Below are 15,375 nucleotides of genomic sequence, written 5' to 3' on the forward strand. Positions count from 1 at the left end.
TAATAATTAAACAGTTAATATCACCACCCTTCTATACTTTATTTTGTTAAAGTTTTATTATAAACATTAAATATATAATGATAATTCAACCAAGCATTATATATTATCCTGCTATCCTTTAACTGATCCAACTATTAACCCTTTTACAAAATATTTTTGTAAAAATGGATAAAATAATATTACAGGTCCAGTTACTATAATAGCTGTAGCCATTTTTATAGATTCAGTAGGTATTTTTGATAAATCTATATTCGCTCCAATTTTTATTAAATTAGTAATATTAGCTGAAGCCATCATATTTTGTAGAAAATACTGTAATGGATACTTTTCAGGAGTTTGTATATAAAGCATAGCATTATACCATTCATTCCAATATCCAAGTGCTTGAAATAATCCTACTGTTGCTAATGCAGGTTTAGAAAGAGGTATTACAATTTGCCAATATATTCTAAAATCTCCAGCTCCATCTAACTTTGCTGCTTCATAAAGAGAATCTGGTATGGATTTCATAAAATTACGCAATAAAAATATTGACCATACATTAGCAAGACCTGGAAGAATCATTGCAAAAATGTTATCTTTTAAATGTAAATATTTAACCATCATTATATAAAAAGGAACTAACCCTCCATTAAATAAAGTTGTAAAATAAATATAAAAAGCAAATTTATTCCTATATTTAAAATCCTTTCTTCCTAATACATAAGCCGTCATTGACATAAGTATTAATCCTGTTGCTGTACCAAAAAGAGTAATAAATATTGTAACTTTGTATGCATTGAATATTTCTTTTCCATTACTAAGCAAAAGCTTATATGCATCAAAACTTATATGTTTAGGAATTAACGAATATCCATATTTTACAATATCATTTTCTGGAGTAATGGAAGCAGATATAACTAAAAAAAATGGTATCAAGCAAAACAATGCAAATACGCTTATAATTAAATAACAAAATACTTTAAATATTTTACTTTTAGTGTCTTTATAAAGATCCAACTAATTCACCTCCATTAAAAAAGTGCATAATCACTATCTATCTTTTTTACAATAAAATTTATAGTAAGTACTAATACAAGACCAAATATTGATTGATAAAATCCTGCTGCTGCACTTAATGAAAAATTAAAATTTCCTATTAAACTTCTAAATACATAAGTATCAATAATATCTGTCTGTGGGAAAAGTAATGCATTATTCCCTATAAGATTATAAAATAAATCAAATTGACCTCTTAATATACCTCCAAGACTAAATAATAATAACATTACAAAGGTAGGTTTTAATAAAGGCAATGTTATATATCTTATTTTTTGAAATATATTAACTCCATCTATTACTGCTGCTTCATATATTTCTTCATCTATACCTGTAATAGATGCAAGATATACTATCATTCCATATCCTGTACCCTTCCAAATATAAAAAATAGTTACAATATATTTCCATATTTCTGCATCTCCATAAAAGTCATGTTTACCTATGCCTAAATTATTTAATATAGAATTTATTAATCCTTGATCATAGCTAAATAAATTATACGCAAACACTCCAACAATTACATAAGAAATAAAATTAGGAAGAAGAATAACAGATTGTGATATTTTTTTAAATAATTTGTTTGATATTTCACTAATTAATATTGCAATAAAGATTTGAATTATATTTCCAAGTAATATAAAAACTATATTATAAAGAATTGTATTTTTAGTAATACGCCATAAATCACCACTTGTAATAAGGAATTTAAAATTATCAAATCCTACAAAACTACTTCCAAATATGCCATTAGAATAATCATAATTAACAAACGCTATATATACTCCAGGCATTACCATATAACTAAATATAAAAAAATATATTACTATAGGTAAGAGCATAATAAATAATGTTTTGTTATTTTTGATTTCCTGTATAAAATTTTTACTTTTTATACTATTCATCATAATTTCCTCCTATTTTCGCTTATATTTAATTCTCAATACTTTGCTTTAGACTATCCCATAATAACTTTAATTTTATGCTGCTTACCATCTGAAAAATCAGGAATTATATTGTTTTGTATTAAATTTCCATCTACATATATTTCTTTAATACCTTTACTTACATGCAAACTGTTATCTACTTCAATTAAATATTCCGAACCTCTAAATTGTCTTTTGTAAGTAAATCCATCCCATTCTTTTGGTATACATGGATCTATTTTTAATCCTTCTATTGTTGGTCTAACTCCTAGTATAAAATGTGTTCCAACTCTATGAAGCCATTGTGAAGAACCTGTATACCATGACCATCCACCTCGTCCATAATAAGGTGATAATGGGCCATCACTATTACCTGGAGTTACATAAGGTTCTGCCATATAATTTTCAATATCATTTGATCTATTAGGAGGACATATTTTTCTATAAGCTTCATAAGCGTGTTCAGCATCTCCCATCAAAGCATAAGCCCAAACAGCCCAAGTTTCAGCATGAGTATATACACCACCATTTTCTCTTAATCCTGGAGCATACCTAGTAATATATCCTATATCTGTTCTAGGCTTTGTATATGCTGGATGCAAAAGTAATGCTCCATAATCTTTTAATAAATATTTTGTAACAGCTTCCATAGATTTTTCTGCTTTATCTTTATCTGCTATACCACTTATAACAGCCCAAATCTGCGGATTTAAAAATATTTTTCCTTCTTCATTTTCCTTTGATCCAACTTTTTCCCAATTATCTGTAGTTGCTTGAATATACCACTCTCCATCCCAACCATATTTATTAATTGAAAATTTTAATGTCTCTAACACATCTTTTGCTTTATCAGCAAATAATTTATCTCCACGGCTTTCTGCTATAGGTATAAAATCTTTTAATATTTTATATAAAAATTCTCCCACCCAAATACTTTCACCTTTCCAATCGTTACCTACTGCACTTAATCCATCATTCCAATCATGATCTCCCATAAGTGGAATTCCTCTTGGGCTTATTCTTAAAAATACTCTTTCTATAGCTCTTTTACAATGTTCATATATAGTAGCCTCTTTATCATCTAAAAATGGGGTTATTTCATCGTATATTGAATAATCTTTTGTTTCTTCTATATAAGATTCAGTTATAAATGGCAGCCATAAAAGATCATCAGAACATCTTGTCCTAGGTCCACCTCCATTTATTGTAAACCACCAATGAAGAACATCCCCTTCTTTAAACTGCTGTTTTGAATGCATTAATATTTGTTTTTTTGCAAGTTCACTTTTATTGGTCAAAAATATTTGAGAGTCTTGAAGCTGATCTCTAAAACCATATCCTGCTGAAGTTTGATAATATGCAGATTTACCCCATAGTCTACAAGAAATAGATTGATACTTTAGCCAAATATTTGTCATAATATTCATAGCATCATCTGGAGTATTAATTTCTTCTGTATCTATAAATTCACTCCAAAATTTATTAACTGCCTTTAATGCCACCTTTGAAGCTTCAATATTTGTAAACTTTCTAGCAATCTTATAAACATCTTCATCTCCTTTTTTAGCAGCTCCTATAGTAAATACTATTGTTTTAGACTCACCTGGATTTAAGCTAACTTCTACTTGAAGAGATGCTGCTGCGTCTACAAATCTTCCAGTTCTTTTTGAAAGTTTTTCCATATTCATAGCTTGAGGGGTTACTTCTGAGTTATACATACCAATAAAAGACTCTTTATCACCATCATAAGATTTAACTTTTTCGCTAGAAGCATGAAAAGCTATATAATCCCAATCTGTATTGTTTGCCCTACCTTTCTCATCTGTAAATTGGCCAAGATATTTTTCAACCAAAAGTCCATTTATTTCTTCATCAAATTTAGAATTAATAAATATTTTATGAAATTCTCTATGTTCATCTGGAGCATTTCCAAGTCCCCATTCAAAAAAGGTTGTTATATCTAATTTTCTTTCTTTTAGATCTTCATTAGTTAAAGTAATCTGCATTATTTCAACTGGGTTTTCAGGTACTACAAATACAATCATTTCATTTCTTATATTGTCCACTTTATGATTAAAAACAGAATATCCAATACCGTGACGTACTTCATATTCTTGATAATCTGCTTTTACTGGAGCCCAAGCTGCTGACCAATATTTTTTGCTTTCTAAATCACGTATGTATACATATTTTCCCCATGAATCTTTAATAAGATCTTGAAAAGCTCTTGTTATTCTGTTTTGTCCTGCATTCCCTCTCCATGAATATCCACCACCAGTTTGTGATACCATAAAAGAATAATCACCATTACTTATAATATTAGCCCACGGTCTTGGAGTCTTAGGATTTGTAATAACATACTCTCTTCCATCTTCTGTGAAATAACCATATTTGCTTTCAAACAATTTTTTCATATTATTTCCTCCCAATTTTAAAACGTTATCTTAATATTTTTGTGTAAGCAATTTTTTAAAATTAACTTATATTTTTCATTTTCATTAATTAGTTTATAATCTATATTTTGAGTTTCTACTTGAACTTTTTTACTAAATTTCATTATTTCTATATTTTGTTTACAAAATACTTCAATTTTATTTTTATCATTTAAAACTAGCTCGCAAGTAGAATAAATTAATTCAATATTTTCATTTATTTTATAGTTAATAGGAAGGAGTAACCCGCTTCTTGGATTTATTGTAATTTCATGGCCATCAAATAGAATTTCTCCAAAATAGTCAAATGCCATTGTTTTTTTATATTCATCATAATTTTGTATAAACATAAATTTTGTATTCTTACCTGATATACTCCTAAATGAAACATCTATATAATCATTTCTTTTTGTTACAGGATAATTATCTATTTTTTCTGCAAGTTTTAAAATTATTTCATTTTTAAAATGGTGATCAAGTTTAAAACCTATACCTAAAACTATTATTTTACCTTTTTCTATATTTTTCTCAAAAGCACAAACTTTTTGATTATCATCTTGCAAGTAAGCAAAACTTTTAATGTCCTTTCCTTTATATATTTCAACATAATCTGCTAGAACTGAATCTATATCTTCTAAATTTACATATTTACCAAAAAAACTTTCACCAACTTCTATATTTAAAGCTTCAATAAGTTTAGTACATGGTTCACCTTTCATATTCATAGTAGGAACGGATGGATATAATATTAATTTTCCTCCCTCTTTTATATATTCAATAAGTTTTTCTTGAATATCTTCATCCATCCAATAACTTGAAAACATCCATAAACTTTTTATTTTTTTTACATTAATTTTTTTATCTCTTTTTACATCATAACCTTCATAAGTTATATTATTTAGTGTAAGCCCTTTACCTACTCCATCGTATAAAAAAGATTCTCTAAATATTTTTAATCTATCATTCATTTTTTGTGTATATTTATTAGAATACTCAGTCATATAATAATCAACATAAAAACCAATATAAGTTACAATATCTTTTTTAGATTCTAATAATTCTTTTTCTATGGATTTTATTACATTTCCTAAATATTGAATTATGTAATAATGTTTTTTTAAAGATCCATCTGAAGATATAGGAGCCTGCCAATCATGTCTTTTCCCAAGAATCCCTATATTTTCATAATTTTCTCCTCCTGCAAACATATAATAATTAAGCGAATTCATTCCATTTGCAATACAAAGCCTAGTTGTTAAATCAAAAGTAGTTGGTTGAAGCCTTGGTATATCATATTGAAATCCTCCTTGAAATTCTGCAGAAAAAAGAGGCTGCTTTTCATTTTGAATTGCTTTAGTAAAAGCATTAGCTAAAACAATATCATGATAATTTTCATGAACAATATTTCCTATGTAGTAATCTCCTGCAGTAATAATTTCGTTAATTTTGCTGGCTTCATAAAGTTGAGATAACCCTATTGGATATTTTAGCCCTCGTTTTGCATAATCATTAGAATCAAAACCATGCACATTTATTACAAAAGGAATTTTAATTCCATATTTAACTGCTATTGCTTTTAATGTTTCAATATATTTTTTATAGTACATTCTCATAAATAACATAAATTCATTTTGAATTTTAATGTTACAATATTCTTTAGGCTCTTTAATTAATTTAATTACATCTTCATACTTTTTTAAATTTGTTTTTAACAAAATATTTAATTTATCTAAAGTATATTTAGATTTAATATAGCAAACAAATTTTTTTAATGTATCTTCATTATAATCTGCTTGATTAGTAACCCATTGAAGCATTCCAACTTCATTATCTAATTGAAACATTATAACATTTTTTCCTTCTGTTATTTGCATTGGAGCTATAACTTTACAAATAGCTTTATACCAATTTTCTACTTTCTCTAAAAAAATAGAATGTAAGTAACTTACAACTCCTGTAGTATGCATTTCTCCATTTTGTTTTTTAGCAATTACTTCTGGATACTTTTCGTTTATCCAATATGGTATACCATGGTTTTTTATTTCTGACATTACATATGGTCCTGGTCTTACCAAACAATACATACCTTGTTCCTCTACTTTTTTTAAAAAATATACTAAATCTCTTTCAGGGGTACTTTCCCCAATTAAATCTATCTCACCTTCTTTAACTTCATGCCACATCCACGGTATATAAGTACTAATAAGGTTACATCCTGCTTCTTTAATTTTTTTTATTCTATCTTCCCAATCTTTTTTAGGAACTCTAAAATAATGAAGTTCTCCACCATATATAAAAATTTTTTCGCCATTTATAATAAAAGTTTCTTCTTTACTGTCTATCAAATTTAGCAACTCCTTTAAACCATCAATTCGTAACGTTTCGATTTTTTTCATATAGTACTCCTTTTAGTACTATATTTATAATTTTAATTTAATTAAATTTTTCTTTACTTTGTGATTTTATGCAAGACTCTCTTTTTATAAGTTTTGCAGGTAAGATCAATTTCCCGCATTTAGAATTTTCTTTTAATCCTTGAAATATCAAATTAGCAGCCATGGTTCCCCATTCATAATTATAATGACTTATAGTAGTTAAAGAAGGTTTAATGTAAGAAGACAATCTAATATCATCATAACCAACTATAGAAATATCTTCTGGTACATTAATTCCATCTTCATTTAATGCATTTATTGCACCTATTGCCATTTCATCATTAGCACAAAATATTGCATCTAATGGTATTTTATTTAATTTAGAATTTAATATAAGAAGCTTAGCAGCTCCATATCCGCCTTCTTCAGTAAATCTTCCTTGAACAATCAAATTAGGATTAAATTCTATATTATTATCTGACAATGCTTTTTTATATCCTTCTAAACGTTTGGTATTATCATATGATACAACAGGTCCGCTTATATAAGCAATATTTCTATGCCCTAATTCAATTAAATATTGAGTAGCATTATAAGCCCCTTGTACATTATCTAAAAGAACAGTATATACATTTTCGCATTCTAATTCTCTATCCATAACAACTATAGGAAACTGAGGACTAGCTACCTTTAAAATTAAGTCATCAGGAATATGAGGAGATAATATTATAGCTCCATCTACCCGTCTTTCATTTAAAAATTTTTCTGTCATTTTATAAGTACATACAATTAAATTGTAATTATTGCATATCGCTACATCTTGTACTCCTCTTAAAACTTCACTGTAGAAAGGTCCTCCAAAATCGCTAACAAACATACATATTATGCCTGTTTTTTTATTTCTTTTTAAATCTTTTGCTGCTCCATTTGGTCTATAGCCCAATTCTTCGGCAGCTTTTAAAACTTTTTCTTTAGTAGCTTGACTAACTTTTCCTGTTCCATTAAGTGCATAAGATGCTGTTGATAAAGCTACATTAGCTAAACGAGCTACGTCCTTTATTGTATGCATATAACTTCATCCTCTACTTTTTTATTCATTAATAAAATATAAAACAATATATTTTCTATTTACATTACTGTAAAAACGTTTCGACTATGATTTTATTATATATGTTATTTTATATAAATGCAATAGTTTACATTTATTTTTCTCAAATATTTTTAAAAATACTGTAACAAAATAGAGTTGTTGATCTTAAAATAAATTAAATATTTCTACCTTTTCTTGTATTTAATTAACAACTCTCCAATAAAAATTCCAATTAAAGCAATTATACTATAAACAAAACACCATATTCAAAAAGTAGTATTAAATAAAATATGTGCAAAGAGAATTAAATAAAGTTTAAAAACTCTAATCTCATTACACATATTTTATTTATTGCATTTTTAATTACAAATTTATTGTTATTTTCTAAATACTATTTTATTTATATTTCCATAATTATAGGAAGTATAATAGGTCTTCTTTTAGTTTTTTCATATAAAAATCTGCTTACAGAGTTTTTTATATTTGATTTTATAACTGTCCATTCTATAATCTTATTATCTAAACATTTATCAATTTCTTCTCTTACTATATCTTTAGTTGCATTAAGTAATTTTTCAGATTCTTTTGCATAAATAAAGCCTCTTGTTATTATATCTGGTCCTGCAATAATACTAAATGATTCTTTTTCTATAGTTACTACTATTGTTAAAATTCCATCTTCTCCTAAATGTTTTCTATCTCTAAGAACTATATTGCCTACATCTCCGACACCTAAACCATCTACCATAATAGCTCCAGAGCTTACCTTTCCTCCTAATTTTATAGAATCCTTTGTAACTTCTACAACTGTTCCTGTTTCTCCTATAACAATATTTTTTTTATCCATTCCTAATTTTTCTGCAAGCATAGCATGATGCATTAAATGCCTATATTCTCCATGAACAGGCATAAAAAATTTAGGTTTTACTAATGTATGTATAAGCTTTAATTCTTCCTGACGAGCATGACCTGAAACATGAACTTCTTCAAAAGCTTCATAAACAACCTCTGCCCCTTTTTTAAATAATTCATTTATTACCCTAGATATAAATTTTTCATTACCTGGAATGGGAGATGCTGAAACAATAACTAAATCTTGAGGTTCTACTTTTAGTATTTTATGTGTTCCAATAGACATCCTTGCTAAAGCTGACATAGGTTCCCCCTGACTTCCAGTTGTAATTATTGTTAATTTATTATTTGGATATTCATTTATTTCTTCAATACTTATATTATATCCTTCTGGTATATTTAAATATCCTAATTCCATTGCTACTTGAGAAACTTGCTCCATACTTCTTCCACTAAAAGCTATCTTCCTGCCATAATTTACAGATGAATCTATAATTTGCTGTATTCTATGTATATTAGAAGCAAAAGTTGCTACTATAATACGCCCCATAGCTTTTTTAAATACTTTATCAAAAGTTTCGCCAATAACCTTTTCCGAAACAGTATATCCTTGTCTTTCTACATTTGTACTATCTGCTAAAAGAAGTAAAACCCCTTCTCTTCCTAATTGTGAAATTCTGTGTAAATCCATCATTTTACCATCTATTGGTGTATAATCAATTTTAAAATCACCTGTATGAATTATAACTCCAATAGGAGTATGTATAGCTAATGTACATGAATCTGAAATACTATGGCTGTTTCTTATAAATTCTATTTTTAAAAAATTATTTTCAACTATATCTCCCGGCTCTACAATATTAAGTTTACAATCATAAAGCATCTTGTGTTCTTTAAGCTTAAGTTCAACTAAGCCTAATGTTAATCTTGTTCCGTATATTGGAACATTTATCTGTTTTAAAATATATGGTACTGCCCCTATATGATCTTCATGTCCATGAGTTAAATAAATACCTTTTACCTTTTCTTTATTGTTTAAAAGATAAGTAATATTAGGTATTACTAAATCTACTCCATACATATCTTCTTCTGGGAAAGAAAGCCCACAATCAATTACTATTATTTCATCTTTATATTCTATTACTGTAATGTTCTTTCCTATTTCACCTAACCCACCTAAAGGAATAACCTTTAATATATCATTGCTATCCATTTTATCACTCCTGTTTTTATATAATTAAAATATTTCTATATTAAATTAAAGTTTTAATAATTTTTATATATATTAACCCACAATAAACTATAAATTAATTTTCACTATATATTTCATAGTGTTTTAAGATTTCTATTTTTATATATCAGCTTATCAATTTTTAATAAAAATATTTTAAATCTTAATGATACTTTTAATTTATAATATGTAATAATTGTTAATTATATTTTATTTATATAAATCTATTTTCACCTAATTTAAAATTACTATTCTATCATTATAATAAAGTATGGTAAAATATATAAAACAAATGAAACTAAAATTTTTAGGAAGTGAATATATGGATTTATTCGATATAGCTAATGCTAAAAATAACATAAATTTAAAACCTTTAGCAGAAAGAGTACGACCTGAAACACTTGATGAATATATAGGTCAAAAGCATATTTTATCTAAAGATAAAATGCTTTATAGAGCCATAGTAACAGATAATATATCTTCAGCTATTTTTTATGGACCCCCTGGAGTTGGAAAAACTACATTAGCTAGAATTATTGCCAATCAAACTAAAGCAAATTTTATAGAATTAAGTGCTGTTACTGCAGGAACAGCTGATATTAGAAAAATTGTTCAAGAAGCCGAAAATAACTTAAAGCTATACAGTAAAAAAACAATACTTTTTTTAGATGAGGTACATAGATTTAGTAAATCTCAGCAAGATTCTCTTCTTCCATCTGTCGAAAAAGGTATAATAATTTTAATAGGTGCTACTACCGAAAACCCTTATTTTGAAGTAAATAACGCACTTTTATCCCGTTCTATGATATTTGAACTTAAGCCTTTGACTGATGAAGAAGTAATACTTGCACTAAAAAATGCAGTAAAAAACCCAAAAGGTCTTGGTAATCTAAATATAGATATAGAAGAAGATGTTTTTAAATATTTTGCTATTCACAGTAATGGAGATATAAGAAAGGCTCTTAATGCTTTAGAAATGGCTGTAAAAACTTCAAAAATGAATGGAAATAAAATTGTTATAACTGTAGAAGATGCAAAAGAATGTATACAAAGAAAAATGACTTTATATGATAAAAATGGAGATAATCATTATGATACCATAAGCGCATTTATAAAATCTATGAGAGGAAGCGATCCTGACGCAGCAGTTTACTATCTTGCAAAAATGCTTGATTCCGGTGAAGATCCTGTTTTCATAGCAAGAAGAATTGTTATTTTCGCTTCTGAGGATATTGGAAACGCAGACCCAATGGCTCTTGTTGTAGCAACTAGTGCTATGACTGCCTGCCATATGATAGGTATGCCTGAATGTAGGATTAATTTATCACAAGCAGCTATATATGCAGCTTGCGCACCAAAATCCAATGCTTCTATAATGGCTATAGATAAAGCTCTTTCTGATGTAAGAAAAACAAATGATAGCGGAATTCCCCCTTATCTAATGGATGCTCATTATAAAGGAGCCAAAAATCTTAATCGTGGTAAAGGATATCTTTATCCTCATGATTTTGGAGGTTTTATAGAGCAGCAATATCTTCCAACATCACATAAGGATAAAATATATTATAATCCTACAGAAAATGGTATAGAAGCAAAATTAAAAAATAGATTAAATACTCTTTGGAAAAATAAAAAAAGATAAAATATAATAAATGATATAAATGATAATAAAAAATGACGAGATTTTTCTCGTCATTTTTTATGCTATTTCAAACTGCATATTATAAAGGCCAGCATATATTCCATTTTTCCTTAATAATTCTTCGTGAGTTCCTTCTTCTTTAATTCCATCTTCTGTTAAAACTAATATATTATCTGCATTTCTTATAGTACTTAACCTATGTGCTATTACAATGGTTGTCCTATTTTTTGATAAATCTTCTAAAGATTTTTGAATATATCTTTCACTTTCATTATCTAAAGCTGATGTTGCTTCATCAAGTATTAATATTGGAGGATTCTTTAAAAACACTCTAGCAATTGAAATTCTCTGTTTTTGGCCTCCTGAAAGTTTAACTCCTCTTTCACCTACATAAGTATTATATCCGTCTTCAAGTTCCATTATAAATTCATGAGCATTAGCTCTTTTGGAAGCTTCTATTATTTCCTCATCTGTAGCATCTGGTTTTCCATAAGCTATATTTTCTTTTATAGTTCCAGAGAACATATAAACATCTTGTTGTACAATTCCTATATTATTTCTTAAAGATTTTAGCTTAATGTCTTTTATGTCCATACCATCAATTTTAACAGAACCTTCATCTATTTCATAAAATCTTGGTATTATACTGCAAAAAGTTGTTTTCCCTGCTCCAGATGGTCCAACTATAGCTACAGTTTTTCCTGATTTTATATTAACATTTATATTTTTAAGAATAGTATTTTTATTATCATAACTAAAAGATACATTTTCAAAAGTAATATTACCTTTTGTATTTTTAAGCTCTATTGCTCCCTTTTTATCTTTTATATCAGGATGAGTATCCATAATTTCCAAAAATCTTTCAAATCCTGTTATACCTCTTTGATATTGCTCAGTAAAATTTATAAGTTTTTCTATAGGGTTTAAGAATATATTGATATAAAGTATATAAACTACAAGATCTGATGTTTGTATTTCTCCTGTACTTATAAATATTCCTCCAAAAAGTATTACTGAAAGATATAAAATACCTTGGAAAAATCCATTTGTACTATAAAATTTTCCCATAACGCTGTAATTATCTTCTTTACTTTGTAAATATTCATTATTGCTTTTTTGAAATTTTTTCTTTTCTACGCTTTCATTTGCAAAAGATTTTACTACTCTTATTCCAGAAAGACTGTCTTGAATTTGAGCATTTACATTAGCTATCTTTTCTTTATTTTTTGTAAATACTGTTTTCATTTTTTTATTATAAAAATATGAAAAATAAGCCATAAATAAAGTTATAAAAATTAATATAACTGTAAGCTTAATATTTATATTCATAAGAATTACAAAAGAACCTGTTATTTTTAATATAGATATAAATATATCTTCTGGGCCGTGGTGTGCTAATTCTGAAATATCAAAAAGATCTGTAACTATTCGAGACATTAGCTTACCCGTATTATTGTTATCATAATAAGAAAATGATAATTTTTGAAGATGATTAAATATATCTCTTCTCATATCTGTTTCCATTTTTGCACCCATAACGTGTCCTTGAAAAGTTATGTAATATTGGCAAAAATATCTTATGATATACATAAAAAGAAGTATGGTACCTACTAATGCTACATATTTTAATATTTGAGATTTTTCTCCTTTATATACATCATCTAATAAGAAATTCACAAATAATGGAAAAACTAAATCTATGACTGACAAAGTTAGTGCACAAAACATGTCCATAAAAAACATAAATTTATAAGGCTTATAATAACTTATAAATTTTTTTAAGATTTTGGTCATTATTATCCCCCTTAATTCTAAAATTTAATACATTAAGTAAAATAATAATCCTCTCTGGTCAGACAAAAGATATTCCCTGCTCGGATTATTATTTTACTTTATTATATATTTAAAGTTTAATGCTAATTTTATAAGTAAAATAATAATCCTCTCTGGTCAGATAAAAGATATTCCCTGCTCGGATTATTATTTTACTTTATTATATATTTAAGGTTTAATGCTGATTTTCATGTTGGATATTTATGATGTAAAAGTAAATATTTTTTGTAAATTTATTGTATTTATAACCTTTTTGTGTTGTTAAACTTTAATAATAAATAATAAGCTTATTTACACATAACATTCTATCCTAATTAATAATTTTTATCAATAGCAATTTTATACTATATATTTTTTAAAAACTGATTTTTGCTTTTTAATAATATTATTAATAATTAATAATAATTAATTATTTTATTTTTCAGAGTCAGCTTCAAAAGAGTGTTTTTCTGGTTCATGTATACCTACTTTATGGCCATTTTCTATCCCGAAATGACTTCCGTTTTGAAAATATATTCTTCTAAGTTCAGGATTGGATTTATGCCTTGTTTTTTTAAGACCTTTATTATTATCCATAAAATTCCCTCCTTAAAAAATTAATAAATCTTCAATATTAATTTAACCAAAAGCAGTTTTTATATTTTAGGAAATTGAAGTATACTTTATTATTTTTTTCATTTAAATAATATTTTATTTTCTGTGAAAGACTATAATTAAGGTGGTGAAAATTTTGAGATTAAACAGTTTTGAATTCACTAAAAAGCTATTGATTACAATAAGTGCAAGCTTTTTTTCAGCTTTAGGTGTAAATATGTTTTTAGTTCCACATAAACTTTTAAGCGGTGGAGTATCTGGTGTTTCTCTTATAATTCAATATTTACTACATATTCCTTCTGGAATTATTGTACTTGCACTAAATATTCCTTTATTTATTTTAAGTATAAAAGAACTTGATAAGGAATTTACTTTTTTAACTATAGCAGGCACTATATTTAATTCTATTTTTTTAATACTTACAAGAAATATATCTAATTTATTTTTTACTAAAGATATGCTTTTAAGCTGCATTTATGGAGGAGTTATAAATGGAGCTGCAATAGGATTAGTTTTTAGTAATCATGGCTCTTTAGGTGGTACTGATATAATTTCAATGTATATTAGGAAAAAATTTTATCTAGAACTTGGTAAAGTATCTTTTGGTATAAATTTATTGATAGTTTCATTTAGTTCTATATTTTTTGGTATAGAAAGAGGACTTTATACTTTAATATCTATGTATATAGTTTCTGCTGTAATAGATAAAATGATAAATGGTTTTGACAGAAAAAAAATGATTTTGGTTGTAACAAATAAAGAAAATGAAATAATTGAAAAAATTAAAACAGATTTAAGAAGAAGCTCTACTCTTATAAATGCTGTTGGAACTTATAGTAAAAGAGATAAAAAAATTATATATTGTGTTTTATCCTTATCTCAAGTTCCTAAAGCAAAAACTATAGTTCAAAATATAGATCCTTATGCTTTTATGTCTGTACTTGATGCTTCAGAAATTTTAGGCGAAGGTTTTAAAAAATCCATATAAAAATAAAATTATAAAAAGGAGCCTTGACCGTGTAAATAATTTTGTGTATTCTCTTTCTTTCGACAAGTAATTTAAGGATAAATTATTTGTAAAATAATGTAATTTAAAGTCAATAATCTCAACTGCTTAACCTGTATTACAATGTATATTATAACCAAATTTAGGCAATAATATACATTGCTAATTAACAGGATAAGGCAATGCTGAGGAGCAACCTGAGCGGTTATTAGTGTTCTATATAGAAACGGATGGTTCTTAACTATCCGTTTTTATCCGTTTCTGGTAGAATCAAAAGCGGTAAACCTCAGGGGTCTGGGGACAGAGTCCCCAGGCTATGCACCTTTATTTAAGACCTCACTAAACAATATATTAAG

General features: G+C 26.7%; 10 protein-coding genes. 2 read left to right on the forward strand and 8 right to left on the reverse strand.

The window, feature by feature from the left end; all coding sequences use genetic code 11:
* Positions 1 to 111: 111 nt before the first annotated feature.
* The 6 genes from B5D11_RS09450 to B5D11_RS09475 all read right to left on the reverse strand — a co-directional run bounded on the left by B5D11_RS09450 (position 112) and on the right by B5D11_RS09475 (position 9,926).
* Complete coding sequence (locus tag B5D11_RS09450; RefSeq protein ID WP_078682784.1) at positions 112 to 999, reverse strand: carbohydrate ABC transporter permease; 888 nt, start codon at positions 997 to 999, stop codon at positions 112 to 114.
* 14 nt (positions 1,000 to 1,013) lie between these two features.
* Positions 1,014 to 1,943: an ABC transporter permease gene (locus B5D11_RS09455; protein WP_242942267.1), complete on the reverse strand. Its 930-nt coding sequence runs from the start codon at positions 1,941 to 1,943 to the stop codon at positions 1,014 to 1,016.
* A 53-nt stretch (positions 1,944 to 1,996) separates the two neighbouring features.
* Positions 1,997 to 4,378: a GH36-type glycosyl hydrolase domain-containing protein gene (locus tag B5D11_RS09460; RefSeq protein ID WP_078682785.1), complete on the reverse strand. Its 2,382-nt coding sequence runs from the start codon at positions 4,376 to 4,378 to the stop codon at positions 1,997 to 1,999.
* A 17-nt stretch (positions 4,379 to 4,395) separates the two neighbouring features.
* A complete protein-coding gene (locus B5D11_RS09465; RefSeq protein WP_242942268.1) occupies positions 4,396 to 6,792 on the reverse strand; it encodes a beta-galactosidase in 2,397 nt (798 codons plus the stop codon).
* A 37-nt stretch (positions 6,793 to 6,829) separates the two neighbouring features.
* Positions 6,830 to 7,840 (reverse strand): LacI family DNA-binding transcriptional regulator, encoded by a 1,011-nt coding sequence (locus B5D11_RS09470; RefSeq protein ID WP_078682787.1) that lies wholly within the window; start codon positions 7,838 to 7,840, stop codon positions 6,830 to 6,832.
* Positions 7,841 to 8,261: 421 nt separating this feature from the next.
* Positions 8,262 to 9,926 (reverse strand): ribonuclease J, encoded by a 1,665-nt coding sequence (locus B5D11_RS09475; protein WP_078682788.1) that lies wholly within the window; start codon positions 9,924 to 9,926, stop codon positions 8,262 to 8,264.
* A gap of 340 nt (positions 9,927 to 10,266) precedes the next feature.
* On the opposite strand from B5D11_RS09475, the gene B5D11_RS09480 reads away from it, so the two are divergent.
* On the forward strand, positions 10,267 to 11,586 hold the full coding sequence (locus B5D11_RS09480; RefSeq protein WP_078682789.1) for a replication-associated recombination protein A: 1,320 nt from the start codon (positions 10,267 to 10,269) through the stop codon (positions 11,584 to 11,586).
* Between the two features lie 57 nt (positions 11,587 to 11,643).
* Here the strand turns inward: B5D11_RS09480 and B5D11_RS09485 are convergent, their stop codons facing one another.
* Positions 11,644 to 13,380: an ABC transporter ATP-binding protein gene (locus B5D11_RS09485; protein ID WP_078682790.1), complete on the reverse strand. Its 1,737-nt coding sequence runs from the start codon at positions 13,378 to 13,380 to the stop codon at positions 11,644 to 11,646.
* A 453-nt stretch (positions 13,381 to 13,833) separates the two neighbouring features.
* The gene (locus tag B5D11_RS12705) at positions 13,834 to 13,995 is read right to left on the reverse strand and encodes a hypothetical protein (RefSeq protein WP_164850160.1); all 162 of its coding nucleotides are present in this window, start codon (positions 13,993 to 13,995) and stop codon (positions 13,834 to 13,836) included.
* A gap of 154 nt (positions 13,996 to 14,149) precedes the next feature.
* Here B5D11_RS12705 and B5D11_RS09490 point away from each other — a divergent pair, with 154 nt between their 5' ends.
* Complete coding sequence (locus tag B5D11_RS09490; RefSeq protein ID WP_242942269.1) at positions 14,150 to 15,001, forward strand: YitT family protein; 852 nt, start codon at positions 14,150 to 14,152, stop codon at positions 14,999 to 15,001.
* The last annotated feature ends 374 nt before the right edge of the window (positions 15,002 to 15,375 follow it).

The organism is Clostridium sp. USBA 49 (assembly GCF_900167505.1).
Classification (GTDB): domain Bacteria; phylum Bacillota; class Clostridia; order Clostridiales; family Clostridiaceae; genus Clostridium_AT; species Clostridium_AT prolinivorans.

What these genes read in the sequence shown, in the direction of transcription:
- B5D11_RS09465 (WP_242942268.1), bottom strand. Translation starts at nt 6,792, where the DNA reads ATGAAAAAAATCGAAACGTTACGAATTGATGGTTTAAAGGAGTTGCTA.
- B5D11_RS09470 (WP_078682787.1), bottom strand. Translation starts at nt 7,840, where the DNA reads ATGCATACAATAAAGGACGTAGCTCGTTTAGCTAATGTAGCTTTATCA.
- B5D11_RS09475 (WP_078682788.1), bottom strand. Translation starts at nt 9,926, where the DNA reads ATGGATAGCAATGATATATTAAAGGTTATTCCTTTAGGTGGGTTAGGT.
- B5D11_RS09480 (WP_078682789.1), top strand. Translation starts at nt 10,267, where the DNA reads ATGGATTTATTCGATATAGCTAATGCTAAAAATAACATAAATTTAAAA.
- B5D11_RS12705 (WP_164850160.1), bottom strand. Translation starts at nt 13,995, where the DNA reads ATGGATAATAATAAAGGTCTTAAAAAAACAAGGCATAAATCCAATCCT.
- B5D11_RS09455 (WP_242942267.1), bottom strand. Translation starts at nt 1,943, where the DNA reads ATGAATAGTATAAAAAGTAAAAATTTTATACAGGAAATCAAAAATAAC.
- B5D11_RS09460 (WP_078682785.1), bottom strand. Translation starts at nt 4,378, where the DNA reads ATGAAAAAATTGTTTGAAAGCAAATATGGTTATTTCACAGAAGATGGA.
- B5D11_RS09485 (WP_078682790.1), bottom strand. Translation starts at nt 13,380, where the DNA reads ATGACCAAAATCTTAAAAAAATTTATAAGTTATTATAAGCCTTATAAA.